The following is a 15702-nucleotide window of genomic DNA, read 5'->3' as shown; positions in this document are numbered from 1 at the left end:
CGAAAGCGATGTTCCCGCGCCCCGCGTTGACGCGCCTGCTGCCGCTGGCGCTGGGCGTCGCCCTGCTGGCCGGCTGCGGCGAGGACCCGGAAGCCGTGAAGGCCGCCGCCGCCGAACAGGCCGCCGCGAACGAGGCCGCCGCGGAAGAGGGCGCGAAGGCCTTCGACGACGCCGTCGCCCGTGGCAACTGGACGCTGGCCAAGGCCCAGGCCGACCTGCTGCTGCACGACCACGCCGGCACCGCCGCCGCGGCCCGCGTCGAGACGCAGTACGCCGAGGTGAAGGCGAAGGCCGAGGCCGGCCGCGAAAGCGCACGCCTCGCCGCGCTGTGGAGCTACGTCGCCACGCCGGTGACGGGCGGCCAGCAGCGTTCGGCCAGCGTGTACGCGAAGGACGACGTGGACGTCGACGGCAGCGGCCCCAGCCGCGTGCAGCTGATCTTCCGCGACCATCCCGACTGGGGTCGCAGCAGCTACCTCGTGATCACCCGCGGCGATTTCGACTGCTACGGCGGCTGCCGCCTGCAGGTCAGCGTCGACGGCGGCCCGCCGAAACCGATGGCCGGCACCCGGCCGAAGACCGACGAGGCCATCGCCATGTTCGTCGACGACGAGAAGGCGCTGTGGCGCTTGGCGAAGTCGGCGAAGACGATCGAGATCGCCTTCCCGGCCAAGGGCCACGGCACCCGCAAGGCGCTGTTCGAGGTCGGCGGGCTGGACCCGGCGCAACTGCCGGGCTGGTGAGGCGCGGATGGCGCGGCGTCGCGCGGGACGGTCGCCGGCGTTCTCCCCGGCGATGGCGCTGCTGGTCGCCGCGGTCGCGCTGGCCGCGATCGGTTTCGTCGTCTGGCGAACCTTCCGCGAATACCGGCCCGATCCCGAGCGTTACCCGCTGCGCGGCATCGACGTCTCGCACCACCAGCACGCCATCGACTGGGCGAAGGTCGCCGCGGACGACGTCGCCTTCGCCTACCTGAAAGCCACCGAGGGCGGCGACTACCGCGACGACGCCTTCGCCCGCAACTGGCGCGAGGCCCGCGCCGCGGGGCTCGCGGTCGGCGCCTACCACTTCTTCACCTTCTGCCGGCCCGGCGCCGAGCAGGCCGACAACTTCCTCGCCGCGGTGCCGGTCGAGGCCGACGCGCTGCCGCCGGCGGTCGACGTCGAGTTCGGCGGCAACTGCGGCCGCCGGCCACCGCCGGAGGAACTGCGCCGCGAACTCGACGCCTTCCTCGCCAGGGTCGAACCGGTCTACGGCCGGCGCGCGGTCCTGTACGTCACCGGCGACTTCCTCGACGCCAACGCCGCCGCGCTGCCGCCGCGCCCGCTGTGGCGCCGCTCGCTGTTCCGCGAACCCGGGCCGCTGGCGCAGTGGCGGGTGTGGCAGTACCACAACCGCGGCCGGATCGACGGCATCACAGGTCCGGTGGACCTGAACGTGTTCTTCGCCGGCCCGACGGCATTCGCGCGCTGGCGCGCCGCCGCACCGCCGCCGCGCTGAACGCTGCGGGCCGGGGCGCGGACTTGGGTTGCCCCGCCCCCGGGCCCATAATGCCGCGATGAAAATCCAGTCCGACCACCCCGACCACGGCTTCCAGTTCCCCGGCGTGTTCGAGATCACCGCCATGGGCCCGGCCGGCGCCGGCCTGGAAGAGCGCGTGCCGCTGCTGCTGGAAACCGTCGGCATCTCGGTGCTGCGCGAGACGGTGGCCGCGCGCAACTCGTCGGGCGGGAAGTTCGTGTCGATCCGGCTGAGCTTCGAGGCCGCCGATCGCCAGCGCTACGAGGCCGCCCACGCCGCGCTGCGCGCCGACCCGGACATCAAGTGGACCCTGTGACCGCCTGCGATGCGGCGGGGTCGGGCGCGGGCGCCGCGGAGGCGCCGCGCGACGTTCCCCCGCGCGATGCACTCGTCCGTGACCTCGGCCGGGTCGCTTACGCGCCCGTCTGGCGCGCGATGCAGGCCTTCACCGACGCCCGCACCGACGACACCCCGGACGAACTCTGGGTCGTCGAGCACGATCCCGTCTTCACCCTCGGCCAGGCCGGCAAGCCCGAACACGTGCTGGCGCCCGGCGACATCCCGGTGCTGAAGGTCGACCGCGGCGGCCAGGTGACCTACCACGGCCCCGGCCAGATCGTGATCTACCCGCTGCTCGACCTGCGCCGGCTGAAGCTCGGCGTGCGCGAGCACGTCTGCCGGATCGAGCAGGCGATGATCGACACCCTCGCCGACTGGAACATCCTCGCCCAGCGCCGCGACGGCGCGCCGGGCGTGTACGTCGGCGACGCCAAGATCGGCGCGCTGGGCATCCGCGTCCGCCACGGCTGCACCTTCCACGGCCTCGCCTTCAACGTCGCCATGGACCTGTCGCCGTTCCACCGCATCAACCCCTGCGGCTACGCCGGCCTGCAGGTGACCGCGATGCAGGACCTCGGCGGCCCGGCGTCCTTCGACGCGGTCAAGCCCGCACTGGTGCAGCACCTCGCCGACTGCTTCGGCCTGCGTGCGGCGCCCGCGCCGGCGCCCGACCTCGACGCCCTGTCCGCCCTTCCCGCCACCCCACGGGCCGCCTGACATGTCCACGCCACCGTCCTCCGAGAAGTCCATCCCGCTGACCGTGGTCGGCGACGCGCCCGCGTCGCTCGAGCCGGGCGCCAGGCAGGTCGCCGCCGACAAGATCGCGCGCTCGCCGGTGCAGTTCGCCGAGGCGCCGGTGCTGCGCAAGCCGTCGTGGATCCGGGTGCGGATTCCCTCCGGCAACGCGGTCGCCAACCTCAAGGCCCGGCTCCGCGAGAACCGCCTCGTCACCGTGTGCGAGGAGGCCAGTTGCCCGAACATCCACGAGTGCTTCGGCCACGGCACCGCGACCTTCATGATCCTCGGTGAGGTCTGCACCCGCCGCTGCTCGTTCTGCGATGTCGCCCACGGCCGGCCCAAGCCGCCGGATCCGGAAGAGCCGCAGAACCTCGCCCGCACCATCGCCGACATGCGCCTGAAGTACGTGGTGGTGACCAGCGTCGACCGCGACGACCTGCGCGACGGCGGCGCCCAGCACTTCGTCGACTGCATCGCCGCGATCCGCGCCAGCAGCCCGGGCACGAAGATCGAGATCCTCACCCCCGACTTCCGCGGCAAGGGTCGCATGGAGCGGGCGCTGGAGATCCTGGCGACCAGCCCGCCGGACGTGTTCAACCACAACCTCGAAACCGTGCCCGACCTCTACCGCAACGTGCGCCCGGGCGCCGACTACCAGTGGTCGCTGACCCTGCTGCAGAAGTTCAAGGCGCAGCACCCGGACATCGCGACCAAGAGCGGCATCATGCTCGGCCTCGGCGAGACGATGGAACAGGTTGAAGCCACCCTGCGCGACCTGCGCGCGCACGACGTCGACATGGTCACGATCGGCCAGTACCTGCAGCCCAGCGCGCACCATCATCCCGTGCTGCGCTACTGGACGCCCGAGGAATACAAGGCGCTGGAGGACTACGGCATGGCGCTGGGCTTCCAGCACGTGGCGTCCGGCCCGATGGTGCGCAGCTCGTACCACGCCGATCGCCAGGCGGCCGGGGCGGGCGTCGTCGCCTGAGCCGCGGCGCGTCCCGGGCCGCGTCGCGGCCTGCTCGCGGCTGAACGCCGGGCGCGGTGTCGACCGGTCGGTTCCGCCTGCGCGACGAACGGCAGCGCCTGCAACTTCCGACACTTTGCAGCGGTCCCATGCGGGTGCATGCTAGGTCCGCGCATCGCCTCCGTGCATGCCGTCCCCACCGCGTTCCGTCCCCGAGAGTGCCGATGAAAGTCTCCAAAGTCCTGCCGGTCTCCCTGCTCGCCCTCGCGCTGACCGCGCCGCTGGCGTGGATCACCGCGCATGCCGACGCCGGGAATCCCTCGGCCGCACAGGCCAACGCCTCGAAACTGGTCTACGGCCTGCTGTCCGACAGCCGCTACGCCTACCGCCCGCGCGCGCTCGACGACGCGCTGTCCGCGGAGATCTTCAAGCGCTACCTCGACAATCTCGATCCCGGCAAGCTGTATTTCACCGCCGCCGACGTCGACCAGCTGTCGCGCTACCGCACCACGCTGGACGACGCGATCCGCAGCGGCGAAGTCACGCCGGCGTTCGACATCTTCACGCTCTACCAGACCCGCGTCCGCGAGCGCATCGCCCGGGCGCGCGCGATGCTGAACGAGGACATTTTCCGCTTCGACGGCCAGGATCGCTGGAACTACGACCGCAAGGACGCGCCCTGGGCCGCCAACGCCAGCGAACTCGACGCGCTGTGGAAGCAGTCGGTGCGCAACGACTGGCTGCGCCTGAAGCTGGCCGGCAAGCAGCCCGACGACATCCGCAAGACGCTGGACAAGCGCTACGCCTCGACCGCCAAGAGCGTCGACCAGCTCAACGCCAGCGACGCGTTCCAGACCTTCCTCAACGCCTACACCAACACCATCGATCCGCACACCGATTACTTCGACACGCGCGAGGCCGAACGCTTCAACCAGCTGATGAGCCAGTCGCTGGAAGGCATCGGCGCGCAGCTGCAGAAGCAGGACGACGTGGTGGTGATCCGCGAACTGATCCCCGGCGGCCCGGCGATCCTCAGCGGCAAGCTGAAGGCCGGCGACCGCATCGTCGCGGTCGGGCAGGGCACCGACGGCCCGATGGAGGACGTGATCGGCTGGCGCATCGACGACGTCGTCGACAAGATCAAGGGCGCCAAGGGCACGCAGGTGCGGCTGGACATCGTGCCGGCCGAGGCCGTGCTCGACAGCAAGCCCAACCGCATCGTGCTCAAGCGCGCCAAGATCCGCCTCGAAGAGCAGGCCGCGAAGGGCGAGGTCATCACCGTGCCCGGCACCGACGGCCAGCCCGAGCGCCGCATCGGCGTGGTGAAGCTGCCGGCGTTCTACGAGGATTGGGAAGGCCGTCGCCGCAATTCCGACGACTATGCGTCCGCCAGCCGCGACGTCGCCAAACTGCTCAATGGCTTCCGCGAACAGAAGGTCGACGGCGTGGTCATCGATCTGCGCAACAACGGCGGCGGCTCGCTCAACGAAGCCGTGGCGCTGACCGGCCTGTTCATCGACAAGGGCCCGGTGGTGCAGGCCAAGGAATCCGGCGGCCGCGTGCAGGTCGATGGCGACACCGATGCCGGCGTGGCGTGGAACGGCCCGCTCGCGGTGCTGATCAACCGCGGCTCGGCCTCGGCCTCGGAAATCTTCGCAGGCGCGATCCAGGACTACGGCCGTGGCCTGATCATCGGCGAGACCAGCTTCGGCAAGGGCACGGTGCAGAACCTGGTCGACCTCGACCGCTGGCCGCGCCCCGATGGCCAGCGCTTCGGCCAGGTGAAGCTGACGATCGCGCAGTTCTTCCTGCCGGGCGGCAGCAGCACGCAGAACAAGGGCGTGGTGCCGGACATCAAGTTCCCGGTGACGGTCGACGCCAGCGAATTCGGCGAAAGCACCTACGACAACGCGCTGCCGTGGACCCGCATCGCCGCGGTGCCGTACACCCGCTACGGCGACTTCGGCCCGCTGCTGCCCAAGCTCGAAGGCCTGCACGCAGCGCGCATGGCCAAGGACACGGAATTCAAGTGGTGGAGCGAGGACATCGCGCAGTTCCGCGAGGACAACGCGCGGAAGTGGATCTCGCTGAACGAAGCCGAGCGCCGCGCCGAGCGCGACCGCGACGCCGCCAAGCGCAAGCAGCGCCAGGCCGAACGCAAGGCGATGGGCCTGGATCTCGATCCGCTGGCCGACGAGAGCGACGACGGCCTGACCGCCAACGAGCGCGACATCGCCCAGGACGCCGCGCGCGAGAAGGCCGCGGAGAAGCGTCCGGACCCGCTGCTGCGTGAGTCGGCCTCGGTCCTCGCCGACGCGCTGCGCCTGCTCGACGCCGACAAGCCGCTTTCCGCGCAGGTGCTGCTGACCGCGCCGACGGTGCCGGGGCACTGGGTGAACTGAGCCACGACCCGCGCGATCGCTTCACGGAACGGGCCCTGCGAGGCCCGTTTTCGTTGTTGTCTCGCTTTGACTTCTGGCCTGCATCGTCCCGAAAGCATGTCCAGACAGCGCACTGTCCCCGAATCGGAGACCCGGAGGGCGGCGGGCAGGAAGCCCGCCGTTTTTCGACGAGGCAGGACGCCTCGTCGAAAAATCCCGGCCACGTTCCCGAAGGCAGGTTTGAAGTGGCCCTGAGTGTTTCTTTGGTGACTTTCTTTGCGTCAAAGAAAGTCACCCGCGCGCCAGCGCGGAAGCCCTGCTGTTCGCAATGGAGTGATCCATGTCGCGGGCTGGAAACCGCCATCCTCGCGTCCGGTGCACGAACCCCCTTCGTGACCAGCGCAAGAATCGGATAGCGGCTACCCTCGGCCGGCCGTAGCCTGTGCCCATGACGAAGACCGCCCACCCCGATGCCCTCGACCAGGCCCGCGCGCTGCTCGACGCCGGCGAACCCACGCTGCAATTGCTGGCGGAGGCCGTCGGCCTGAGCGCGTCGCACCTGCAGCGGCGGTTCCGGGCGCGGTTCGGGCTGAGTCCGGCCGAATACCTCGCCCAGCGCAAGCTTGATGCGCTGAAGTCGGCGCTGAAGGCCGGGCGCGACGTCAGCGGTGCGCTGTACGACGCCGGCTACGGCTCGCCGTCGCGGGTGTACGAGACTGGCGCGGCGAAGCTGGGCATGACGCCCGCGACCTATCGCGCCGGCGGTGCCGGCGAGGACATCCGCTGGAGCGTGGTCGACACCGTGCTCGGGCCCGCGCTGGTGGCGGCGACGGTGCGCGGCATCTGCATGATCGAGCTGGGCCTCGATGGCGACGCGCTGGAGCGTCGGCTGCGCGACGAATTCCCCGGCGCGCGGTTGCAGCAGGTCGATGCCGGGCGCGACGAATTCCTCGCGCCGCGGGTGCGTGCGGTCGCCGATGCGCTCGCGGGGCGCCGTGCGGACGTGCCGGTGGATCTCGTCGGCACCGCGTTCCAGAAGCGCGTGTGGGATGCGCTGATGAAGATTCCGCCGGGCGAGACGCGCAGTTACGCCGAAGTGGCGGCGTCGCTCGACGCGCCGTCGGCCTCGCGTGCGGTCGCCGGCGCGTGCGCGCGCAACCGCGTGGCGATCGTGGTGCCGTGTCATCGCGTGATCCGCGGCGATGGTTCGCCCGGCGGCTATCGCTGGGGCCTCGATCTGAAACGCCGCCTGCTGGATCGCGAACGCGCCGCGTGATCGGCCTGCGCCGCCGTGCGCGTGGTGCGCACGGAACGACGGCGTTCCACCGGGCACGGCAATCGCGGCGGCCGGCGCGCAGGTGCCGCGCGTAGAATGACGCTTCGCCCGCGCTGCGCGGCGATGTGCATCTTCCTTCTCTCCCCGCTCGTCTTTCGCTTTCGAGGATTGCGATGGCTGCTCCCTCCGCGGCCGCCCCGCGCCCTGCTTCCGCGTTCGCCATCGGTCTCGCGCTGGCGGCGGTGTACGTCATCTGGGGCTCGACCTATCTCGGCATCCGCTTCGCGCTCGAAGGCGGCTGGCCGGCGCTGCTGGCCGTGTCCGGCGGACGCATGCTGGTCGCCGGCGGCCTGCTGTTCGCGGTGCTGCGGCTGCGCGGCGTGCCCGCGCCGACGCGCGTGCAGTGGCGCACGCTCGCGGCGATGGGCCTGCTGCTGATGCTGCTGGGCAACGGCATGGTGGTGCTGGCCGAGAAGGAGGTCTCTTCGGGCCTGGCCGCGATCGCGATCGCGTCGATGCCGCTGTGGATGGGCCTGTTCGGCCTGATGTTCGGACAGCGGCCGCGCCGCGCCGAATGGCTGGGCATCGGCATCGGCTTCCTCGGCGTGCTGTGGCTCAACGCCGGCAGCGCGCTGGCGTCGACGCCGCGCGGGCTGGCGCTGCTGCTGATCGCGCCGATCGCGTGGGCGTTCGGTTCGGTGTGGTCGCGTGGCCGCGACCTACCGTCGCCGTTCATGGCCGCGGCGGGCCAGATGCTCTGCGGCGGCGTGATGCTGATCGTGCTGGGGCTGGCGCTCGGCGAACGCCTGCCGGTGGCGCCGACGCTGCAGGGCACTTCGGCGCTGGTGTACCTCGCGCTGGCCGGGTCGATCGGTGGCTTCGGGGCGTACATCTGGCTGCTGCATCACGTGCGGCCGGCGCTGGCGTCGAGCTACGCCTACGTCAATCCGCCGATCGCGGTGCTGCTGGGCGCGTGGCTGGGCGGCGAACGCTTCACGCTGCACGATCTCGGCGCGATGGCGGTGATCCTCGCCGGCGTGGTGGTCATCACCCGTGCGAAGACGCGCGCGCCGGCGCTGCCCGCGGAACCGCAGGAATGATGGCCGAGGTCTCGCCGGCCGAGGCGCGGCGCGGGCTGTGGGTGGCGCTCGCGGCGTTCGTGGTGTGGGGCCTGATGCCGCTGTACTGGCATCTGCTGAAGGCGGTACCGTCGCTGCAGATCGTCGCCCACCGCGTGGTCTGGAGTGCGCTGCTGGTCGCGGCGTGGCTGGGCTGGACGCAGGGCCGGGGCTGGTTCGCGAAGGTGATGGCGCAGCCGCGGCTGGCGCGGGTGCTCGCGCTCAGCGGGCTGTGCATCGGCGTGAACTGGGGCCTCTACATCTGGGCGGTGAACGCCGGCCACGTGGTCGAGACCAGCCTCGGCTACTTCATCAACCCGCTGCTCAACGTGGTGATCGGCACGCTGTTCCTGCGCGAGCACCTGCGGCCGGTGCAGTGGGTGTCGGTGGCGATCGCCGGCGCCGGCGTGCTGTGGCTGACGTTCAACTACGGCAGCTTCCCGTGGATCGCGCTGACGCTGGCGCTGTCGTTCGGCGTGTACGGGCTGATCCGCAAGCTCGCGGCGGTCGATCCCATCGTCGGCCTCGGCGTTGAGAACGCGGTGTTGCTGCTGCCGGCGCTGGGCTATGTCGCCTTCGCCGAAGCCACGGGGCAGGGCGGCTTCTTCGGCGACTGGGGCGCGGCGATCGACGCGCTGCTGCTGGTCGGCGGCGCGCTGACCGCGCTGCCGCTGATCGGGTTCTCGTTCGCGGTGCGGCGCGTGCCGCTGTCGACCATCGGTCTGATGCAGTACCTCGCCCCCACGATGCAGTTCCTGATCGGCGTGCTGCTGTTCCGCGAACCGTTCGACGTCGATCGCGCGATCGGTTTCGCGCTGATCTGGTCGGCGCTGGCGCTGTTCATGGCCGACAGCCTGCGCCGGGCGCGGGCGGCGCGCGCGGCCTGAGCCCCATGAACGCGAACGCCCGGCCGGAGCCGGGCGTTCGTGCGCAGGACGCGGGGAGCGGGTGCGTCAGCCCGCGCGCAGCGCCGTGGTCACCGGCATCCGCGCCGCGCGGATCGACGGCAGCAGGCCGCCGATGAAGCCGACCGCGACCGCGATGCCCAGGCCCATCAGGACCAGCATCGGCGTGACCTTGAACGCGAATACCACCTGGGTGAAGTTCGCGCCGAGCGTGGACACCGAGACGTTGTTGAAGAGCACGTAGGCGATCAGCGCGCCCACCAGGCCGCCGCCGAGCGACAGCACCAGCGCTTCCAGCATCACCGACACCAGCACCGGCAGGCCGCCGAAGCCCAGTGCGCGCAAGGTGGCGATCTCCTTGGCGCGGGTGGCGACCGCGGCGTACATGGTGTTGAGCGCGGCGAAGATGGCGCCGAGGGCCATGATCACGGTGACGACGATCGCCAGCGCACCGATGGTTTCGCGGAACTGCTTGGTCTGCGCGCTGAAGTAGGTCTGCTGCGAGACCACGTCGACGTTGAGGCGCGGATCGGCCTTGAGTGACGATTCCAGCGTCTTGATCGCCTTCTCGCTTTCCAGGCCGGCCAGCACCGAGCTGTAGCCGTTGCGGCCGAAGCTGGTCTGGGCGACGCCGGTGTCGGTCCACAGCTCGCTCTCGTGGGCGTCGCCGGACTCGAACACGCCGACCACGGTCCATTCCGAGCCGCGCATGCGGATCGTGCGGCCCACGCCCGCGTTATCGTACTGGCGGGCCACGCCGCGGCCCACGATCAGCTCGCGCAGGCCGGGCTTGAACATGCGGCCTTCGACGACCTTGAGCTTGGGCCGCAGCACGAAGCCGGCCGGCTCGACGCCGCGCACGGTGATGTTGGCGCTGCTGGTGGGGTCGTCCTTCTTGCTCAGTTCGCCGATGACCAGCACCTCGCCCGAGGCGAGCGGCTTGCCGTCGCTGCCCTTGCGGATGCCGGGGGCGAGCTTGATCAGGTCGACCTCCTCGCGGCCGAGGCCGGAGTTGACCTCGACCTCGGAGCCGCCGCGCATCACCAGCGCGATGTCGCGGCTGCCGGTGGCGGCGAGGGTGGAGCTGAAGCCCTCACTCATCGCCAGCAGTGCGGTGAACACCGCGACCACGCCGGCCAGGCCGATCACGATCACGAGCGAGGGGCCCCAGCGTTCGGGGATGCTTTTCAGGTTGACGCCGGTGATGGCGAAGATCTGCGAGAACATGCGGTGTCTCCTTGCGTGCGCCGATCAGCGGCCGGCGAGGGCGTCGACGATTTTCAGGCGCTTGGCGCGCAGCGCGGGCAGCAGGCCGACCGCGAGGCTCAGCAGCAGGATCGCCGCCACGCCCAGGCCCCAGACGTGCCAGTCCACGCGCAGCGGCAGCGGGATGCCCGTGTGCTGGATGGCGATCGCCGCCACCGTCGCCAGCGCCAGGCCGGCGATGCCGCCGAACGCGCACAGCGCCACGGTCTCGGCCATCACGAAGCCGAGCACGCTGCCATCGGAAAAGCCGAGGGTCTTGAGCACGGCCATCTCCGGCACCCGCTCGCGCATGCTCTGCGCCATGGTGTTGCCGACCACCAGCAGCAGGGTGAAGAAGACCGCGAACAGGATCCAGCGCACGATCAGGCCGATGTCGCCGATCTGCTTCACGAAGCCGAGGTTCCAGTCCTTCTCGGTCTGGGTCTTGGTCTCGTCCGGCGAGTTCTCGAACTTGGCGTCGATGATGCGCGAGACCTTCTGCGCGTCGTCGGGGTTCTTCAGCTTGATCAGGTAGATGCCGCCGCTGCCGCTGCCGAACTGGTTTTCCTCGTCGAAGTAGGCGTGGTTGATCCACACCTGCGTCGCCTTGTCCTTCCATTCCTGGTCGCGGCCGTCGACGATGCCGACGAGGTCGAACGTCCAGTCCTTGCTGCCGTTCTTCATCGGGAAGATGTTGGAGCTGATCGGCACCTTCTGGCCGACCTTCCAGCCGTACTGGTCGGCCAGCTTGCGGCCGACGACCATCGCGGTGCGGGTGTCGGCGAACTGCTTCCACTGCGCTTCGGGCAGGTCCCACTCGGGGTAGACTTGGTGGAAGCGCATCGGGTCCACGGCCAGCGCGACCAGCGGGTCCTTGCCCTGCCACACGCCGCCGAACCACTGCGACTGGGTGACGGCCTCGACCCCGGGCACGCCCTCGATCTCCTGGCGCATGCGCAGCGGCAGCGGCTGGGTGAACGAGACGCGGGCCTGGGTGATGAGGCGCGCGGTGCCGAGGTAGTCGGCGCCGGCGTTGAACAGCGCGTTGACCGATTGCAACAGGCCGAACAGCAGGAACGCTGTGATGATCGAGAGCATCGTCAACGAGGTCCGCGTCTTCTTGCGGAACAGGTTGGCGATGACGAATCCGGTCTTGGTCATGTCCGTCTCCCGGCGATCAGGCGGCGCGCTCGGTCTGCTCGATCAGGCGGCCCTTGTCCAGATGCAGGGTGCGCTTGGCGTACTCGGCGGCGAGCGGGTCGTGGGTGACCATGACGATGGTCTTGCCGTGTTCGCGGTTGAGCGTCTGCAGCAGGGTGAGGATCTCGTCCGCGGTCTTGCGGTCGAGGTCGCCGGTGGGTTCGTCGCAGACCAGCAGCGACGGGTCGGAGACGATGGCGCGGGCGATCGCAACGCGCTGTTCCTGACCACCGGACAGTTCGCGCGGCTTGTGCTTGCCGCGTTCGGCCAGACCGACCACCTGCAGCGCGATCTCGGCGTTGCGCTTGCGCTGCGCGGCGCTGAGGTTGGTCAGCAGCAGCGGCAGTTCGACGTTGGCCTGCGCGGTGAGCACGGGCATCAGGTTGTAGAACTGGAACACGAAGCCGACGTTGGACGCGCGCCAGCGGGTGAGTTCGCCGGCGCTGAGGCTGTCGATGCGCTTGCCGTCGATGCTGATCTCGCCCCTGGTGGGCTGGTCGAGACCGCCGATGAGGTTCAGCAGCGTGGTCTTGCCCGAGCCGGACGGCCCCATCAACGCGACGAAATCGCCTTTCGGGATCTCGAGGTTGATGCCGTGGAGGACTTCCACCTGCTGCTTGCCGCGGGTGTAGGTCTTGATGACGTCGCGGATGGTGATCAGTGCGGACATGGCGTTTTCTCGTACTGGCGCTTCGGTGGGATCGGGGGAATCGTCGGTTGATGTCGCGGACGCGGCGGCCGGCGGCCGCCCGCGGTCACTGCGCGGCCTTCTCGCGCACTTCGGCGCCGTCCTGCAGGTCGGCGGGCGGGGCCTGGATCACGCTGTCGCCCGGCGCCAGGCCGGTCTCGATCACGCGTTCGCTGCCGCGGGTCTCGCCGGGCTTCACCGGCGTCAGCACGGCCTTGCCTTCCTCGACCACGAACACCGCGTCGGTGTCCTTGCCGTCGATGGCGCGCTGCACCACCGCGTCGGCCGGCACCAGCACGCCGACCGGCTTCGGCGCGGCGGTCGCGACGGTCGCGTCCTGCGGCTTCTCCAGGAAGCTCACGCGCACGCCCATGTCGGGCACGATCCGCGGGTCCTTCTGTTTCAGCGCGATGCGCACCTTGACCGTGGCCTTGCTGCGGTCGGCGGTGGGGATGATGGCGATGACCTCGGCCGGGATCTTCCAGTCGGGATAGGCGTTGAGCGTGGCCTCGACCGGCATCTTCGGCTGGACCTTGCCGATGTAGGACTCGTTGACGTCGACCTCGATCTCCAGCGAGTCCATGTCGACGATGGTGCCGATGCCGGTGCGGGTGAAACCGCCGCCGGCGGACAGCGGCGACACGATCTCGCCCGGCTGCGCGGCCTTGGCGATGACCACGCCGGCGAACGGCGCGCGCACCACGGTGTTGTCCACGCCGTTGTCGGCGATGCGCAGCGAATCCGACGCGACCTGCGCGTTGCGCTGGGCGGTGAGCAACTGCGCGCGCAGCGAATCGCGCTGGGCCACGGCCTGGTCGTACTGCTGGCGCGAGACCAGCTTGCGGCCGACCAACTGGCCCAAGCGGCCGGCGTTGGCCTCGGCTTCCTTCAGCTGCGCCTGCACGCTGCCGACCTGGCTGCGCGCGGCTTCGAGCTGGGACAGGGCGAGACTGCGTTCGGAATCGGCATCGATCGGGTCGAGCGTGGCCATCACCTGGCCGGCCTCGACCCGCATGCCTTCCTCGATCAGCACCTGGCGGACCTTGCCGGTGATCTTGGCCGACACCGTCGCGGTGCGCCGCGCGACGATATAGCCGGTCGCGTCCAGTACCGAGGCGGCCGCGCCGGCGCCGGTGGCGATGGGCGTGGCGGACGCGGTGCGCACTTCGACGCCGGCGTCGCGGCCGAACAGCCACCAGCCACCCGCGCCGAGGGCGGCGATCACGGCGGCGGCGGTCAGTCCGATCCACAGTCCGCGGCCCGGAGAAGCCGGTGGCGGCGAGGCGTTGCGGTCGATGCGGAGTTCCTTGAGCAGATCGGCGTTGGTATTCATGAATCCTTGCGGGGCAGGGTACGGAAGGTGACGCGCGCGACGCCTGCGACCGTGCAGGCGTCACGACCCGGGGCTCGGCCGGGGAGGGGAGGATGCCAGAGTACCCGGGCCCGGTGTCAGGCGTCAGGTGACGAATGTCATTCCCGATGGCTGACGGCGCGGACTGCCGAGGGCGGGCCGGGACGGGGAGGATGGCCGCATCGTCCCGAAGGAGGCCGTCCCATGCAAGTTGCAATGTCCGCCGCGACGCCGGCTCCCCGGCCGCTCGCGGCCCTGCGCGGCGTCCGCCGCCGCCACGGCGCCGTGGTCGCCCTCGATGGCATCGACCTCGACCTGTGTCCCGGCGAAGTGCTGGCGCTGCTCGGTGCCAACGGCGCCGGCAAGTCGACCGCGGTCGGGCTGATGCTGGGCCTGGGCACGCCCGACGCCGGCACGGCCACGCTGTTCGGCCAGCCGGCCGGCGCGCTGGCCGCCCGCCGCCGCACCGGGGTGATGCTGCAGTCCGCCGGCCTGCCCGGGAACGCCCGCGTCGACGAACTGCTGGCGCTGACCCGCAGTTACTACCCGGCGCCGCGCAGGACCGACGAATGCGTGGCGCTGGCCGGGCTGGGCGGCCTGCTCGACCGCCGCTACGGCCGGCTCTCCGGCGGCCAGCAGCGCCGGGTGCAGTTCGCGCTGGCGCTCTGCGGCCGGCCGCAGGCGCTGTTCCTCGACGAACCGACCACCGGGCTGGACATCGAAGCCCGGCAGACGCTGTGGGCGGCGATCCGTGCGCTCGTCGCCGAGGGCACCGGCGTGCTGCTCACCACGCACTATCTGGAAGAAGCCGAGGCACTGGCCGATCGCGTGGTGGTGCTGGATCGCGGCCGCGTCGCCGCCGCCGGCCGGCTGGCCGAAGTGCGGGCGCTGGTGTCGCAGCGCCGGATCGGCGGCTTCTCCGCGCTCGACGCGGCGCGGATCGCGACCTGGTCCGGTGTGCGCAGCGCGACGCGCGGCGCGAACGGCGACCCGGCGCGGATCGAGATCGTGGCCGACGATGCCGACGCCGTCGCGATCGTCCGCCGGCTGCTGGCCGAGGACGCCGCGCTGAGCGACCTGGAAGTCCGCCGCGCCGGCTTGGCCGACGCGTTCCTCGAAATCACCCGTGACGACACTGCCCGCGACGTCGCCGTGGAGGAGGCCGCATGAACACTGCCGTTACCCACCGCATTCCCGCCGCCGATGTCGCCGCGACGCATCGCGTCTGGCGCAGCTACCTGCTCGAAGCCCGCTGCGAATTCCTGCGCCTGCTGCGCACGCCGTCGTACGCGATCCCGACGCTGCTGTTCCCGTCGATGTTCTACCTGCTGTTCGGCGTGCTGCTGAACCACGGCAAGGGCGACGCCGCGCGCTACCTGCTGGCGACCTACGGCAGCTTCGGCGTGATGGGCGTGGGCCTGTTCGCGTTCGGCGTGACCGTGGCGATCGAGCGCGACCAGGGCCTGCTGGTCTACAAGCGCGCGCTGCCGATGCCGCCGGGCGCCTACCTGTTCGCCAAGGTGGCGATGGCGCTGCTGTTCGCGGCGATGGTGGCGCTGCTGCTGTCGCTGCTGGCGGCGACCGCGGGCGGCGTGTCGCTGGCGGCATGGCAGTGGGCGCTGCTGTGGCTGGTCGACGTGGTCGGCGTGCTGCCGTTCGCCGCGCTGGGGCTGCTGGTCGGGTCGCTGGTCGGCGGGCAGGGCGCGCCGGCGGTGGTGAACATCCTGTACCTGCCGATGGCGTTCCTCTCCGGCCTGTGGCTGCCGCTGAAGCTGCTGCCGGCGTGGATCGCGCAGTGCGCGCCGCTGCTGCCGGCCTACCACCATGCGCAGCTCACGCTGCGGGTGGTGGGCCTGGGCGAAGCCGGCGCATCGCCGCTGCCGCACATCGCCGTGCTGGTCGCGTTCTCCGTGGCCTGCTTCGCGATCGCCCGGCGCCGGCTGGCGCGCGCCTGAGCCGCAGGCGACGAT

General features: G+C 70.8%; 15 protein-coding genes. 11 read left to right on the top strand and 4 right to left on the bottom strand.

Translation table 11 applies throughout. The features are described from left to right. The first annotated feature begins 26 nt into the window (after positions 1 to 26). From ACT53R_RS14985 to rarD, 9 genes are all read left to right on the top strand, one after another. The gene (locus ACT53R_RS14985) at positions 27 to 743 is read left to right on the top strand and encodes a hypothetical protein (protein ID WP_476172725.1); all 717 of its coding nucleotides are present in this window, start codon (positions 27 to 29) and stop codon (positions 741 to 743) included. A gap of 7 nt (positions 744 to 750) precedes the next feature. Further along, a complete protein-coding gene (locus ACT53R_RS14980; RefSeq protein WP_476172697.1) occupies positions 751 to 1500 on the top strand; it encodes a glycoside hydrolase family 25 protein in 750 nt (249 codons plus the stop codon). Between the two features lie 58 nt (positions 1501 to 1558). Then, positions 1559 to 1837, top strand: coding sequence for a DUF493 family protein (locus tag ACT53R_RS14975; protein ID WP_476172696.1), 279 nt, complete (start codon positions 1559 to 1561; stop codon positions 1835 to 1837). After that, positions 1825 to 2577 carry a lipoyl(octanoyl) transferase LipB gene (lipB, locus tag ACT53R_RS14970; RefSeq protein WP_476172695.1) on the top strand — a complete coding sequence of 251 codons (753 nt, stop codon included), beginning with the start codon at positions 1825 to 1827 and terminating at the stop codon, positions 2575 to 2577. The genes ACT53R_RS14975 and lipB overlap by 13 nt, the downstream gene beginning before the upstream one ends. Before the next feature lies 1 nt (position 2578). Continuing rightward, on the top strand, positions 2579 to 3589 hold the full coding sequence (lipA, locus tag ACT53R_RS14965) for a lipoyl synthase (protein ID WP_476172694.1): 1011 nt from the start codon (positions 2579 to 2581) through the stop codon (positions 3587 to 3589). A 203-nt stretch (positions 3590 to 3792) separates the two neighbouring features. Then, positions 3793 to 5970, top strand: a complete 2178-nt coding sequence (locus tag ACT53R_RS14960) for a carboxy terminal-processing peptidase (protein ID WP_476172693.1) — start codon at positions 3793 to 3795, stop codon at positions 5968 to 5970. 427 nt (positions 5971 to 6397) lie between these two features. Continuing rightward, positions 6398 to 7225, top strand: a complete 828-nt coding sequence (locus ACT53R_RS14955; protein ID WP_476172692.1) for a bifunctional transcriptional activator/DNA repair enzyme AdaA — start codon at positions 6398 to 6400, stop codon at positions 7223 to 7225. Positions 7226 to 7398: 173 nt separating this feature from the next. Beyond that, positions 7399 to 8325 (top strand): drug/metabolite exporter YedA, encoded by a 927-nt coding sequence (yedA, locus tag ACT53R_RS14950; protein WP_476172691.1) that lies wholly within the window; start codon positions 7399 to 7401, stop codon positions 8323 to 8325. Continuing rightward, a complete protein-coding gene (gene rarD / locus ACT53R_RS14945) occupies positions 8325 to 9230 on the top strand; it encodes an EamA family transporter RarD (protein ID WP_476172724.1) in 906 nt (301 codons plus the stop codon). Before yedA ends, rarD begins: the two co-directional genes overlap by 1 nt. A 66-nt stretch (positions 9231 to 9296) precedes the next feature. Here rarD and ACT53R_RS14940 read toward each other — a convergent pair whose 3' ends face one another. The 4 genes from ACT53R_RS14940 to ACT53R_RS14925 all read right to left on the bottom strand — a co-directional run bounded on the left by ACT53R_RS14940 (position 9297) and on the right by ACT53R_RS14925 (position 13714). After that, entirely contained in the window at positions 9297 to 10475 is a 1179-nt protein-coding gene (locus tag ACT53R_RS14940) for an ABC transporter permease (protein ID WP_476172690.1), read from the bottom strand. A gap of 24 nt (positions 10476 to 10499) precedes the next feature. Then, positions 10500 to 11654, bottom strand: coding sequence for an ABC transporter permease (locus ACT53R_RS14935; RefSeq protein WP_476172689.1), 1155 nt, complete (start codon positions 11652 to 11654; stop codon positions 10500 to 10502). A gap of 16 nt (positions 11655 to 11670) precedes the next feature. Continuing rightward, on the bottom strand, positions 11671 to 12363 hold the full coding sequence (locus ACT53R_RS14930; protein ID WP_476172688.1) for an ABC transporter ATP-binding protein: 693 nt from the start codon (positions 12361 to 12363) through the stop codon (positions 11671 to 11673). Between the two features lie 85 nt (positions 12364 to 12448). After that, the gene (locus tag ACT53R_RS14925; RefSeq protein ID WP_476172687.1) at positions 12449 to 13714 is read right to left on the bottom strand and encodes an efflux RND transporter periplasmic adaptor subunit; all 1266 of its coding nucleotides are present in this window, start codon (positions 13712 to 13714) and stop codon (positions 12449 to 12451) included. Between the two features lie 222 nt (positions 13715 to 13936). Between ACT53R_RS14925 and ACT53R_RS14920 the strand changes: the two genes are divergently transcribed. Both ACT53R_RS14920 and ACT53R_RS14915 read left to right on the top strand, forming a co-directional pair. After that, positions 13937 to 14902, top strand: a complete 966-nt coding sequence (locus ACT53R_RS14920) for an ABC transporter ATP-binding protein (RefSeq protein ID WP_476172686.1) — start codon at positions 13937 to 13939, stop codon at positions 14900 to 14902. Beyond that, positions 14899 to 15687, top strand: a complete 789-nt coding sequence (locus tag ACT53R_RS14915; protein WP_476172685.1) for an ABC transporter permease — start codon at positions 14899 to 14901, stop codon at positions 15685 to 15687. Before ACT53R_RS14920 ends, ACT53R_RS14915 begins: the two co-directional genes overlap by 4 nt. Positions 15688 to 15702 lie beyond the last annotated feature (15 nt).

It is taken from the genome of Lysobacter sp. DMC104 (assembly GCF_056313665.1).
Note: the sequence above shows the minus strand (reverse complement) of the source record. Positions and strands in the feature narration are given on the sequence as shown.

Coding starts and splice junctions, on each gene's coding strand:
- ACT53R_RS14980 (WP_476172697.1), top strand. CDS start 751: ATGGCGCGGCGTCGCGCGGGACGGTCGCCGGCGTTCTCCCCGGCGATG.
- ACT53R_RS14975 (WP_476172696.1), top strand. CDS start 1,559: ATGAAAATCCAGTCCGACCACCCCGACCACGGCTTCCAGTTCCCCGGC.
- lipA (WP_476172694.1), top strand. CDS start 2,579: ATGTCCACGCCACCGTCCTCCGAGAAGTCCATCCCGCTGACCGTGGTC.
- ACT53R_RS14960 (WP_476172693.1), top strand. CDS start 3,793: ATGAAAGTCTCCAAAGTCCTGCCGGTCTCCCTGCTCGCCCTCGCGCTG.
- ACT53R_RS14955 (WP_476172692.1), top strand. CDS start 6,398: ATGACGAAGACCGCCCACCCCGATGCCCTCGACCAGGCCCGCGCGCTG.
- yedA (WP_476172691.1), top strand. CDS start 7,399: ATGGCTGCTCCCTCCGCGGCCGCCCCGCGCCCTGCTTCCGCGTTCGCC.
- rarD (WP_476172724.1), top strand. CDS start 8,325: ATGGCCGAGGTCTCGCCGGCCGAGGCGCGGCGCGGGCTGTGGGTGGCG.
- ACT53R_RS14940 (WP_476172690.1), bottom strand. CDS start 10,475: ATGTTCTCGCAGATCTTCGCCATCACCGGCGTCAACCTGAAAAGCATC.
- ACT53R_RS14935 (WP_476172689.1), bottom strand. CDS start 11,654: ATGACCAAGACCGGATTCGTCATCGCCAACCTGTTCCGCAAGAAGACG.
- ACT53R_RS14930 (WP_476172688.1), bottom strand. CDS start 12,363: ATGTCCGCACTGATCACCATCCGCGACGTCATCAAGACCTACACCCGC.
- ACT53R_RS14925 (WP_476172687.1), bottom strand. CDS start 13,714: ATGAATACCAACGCCGATCTGCTCAAGGAACTCCGCATCGACCGCAAC.
- ACT53R_RS14920 (WP_476172686.1), top strand. CDS start 13,937: ATGCAAGTTGCAATGTCCGCCGCGACGCCGGCTCCCCGGCCGCTCGCG.
- ACT53R_RS14915 (WP_476172685.1), top strand. CDS start 14,899: ATGAACACTGCCGTTACCCACCGCATTCCCGCCGCCGATGTCGCCGCG.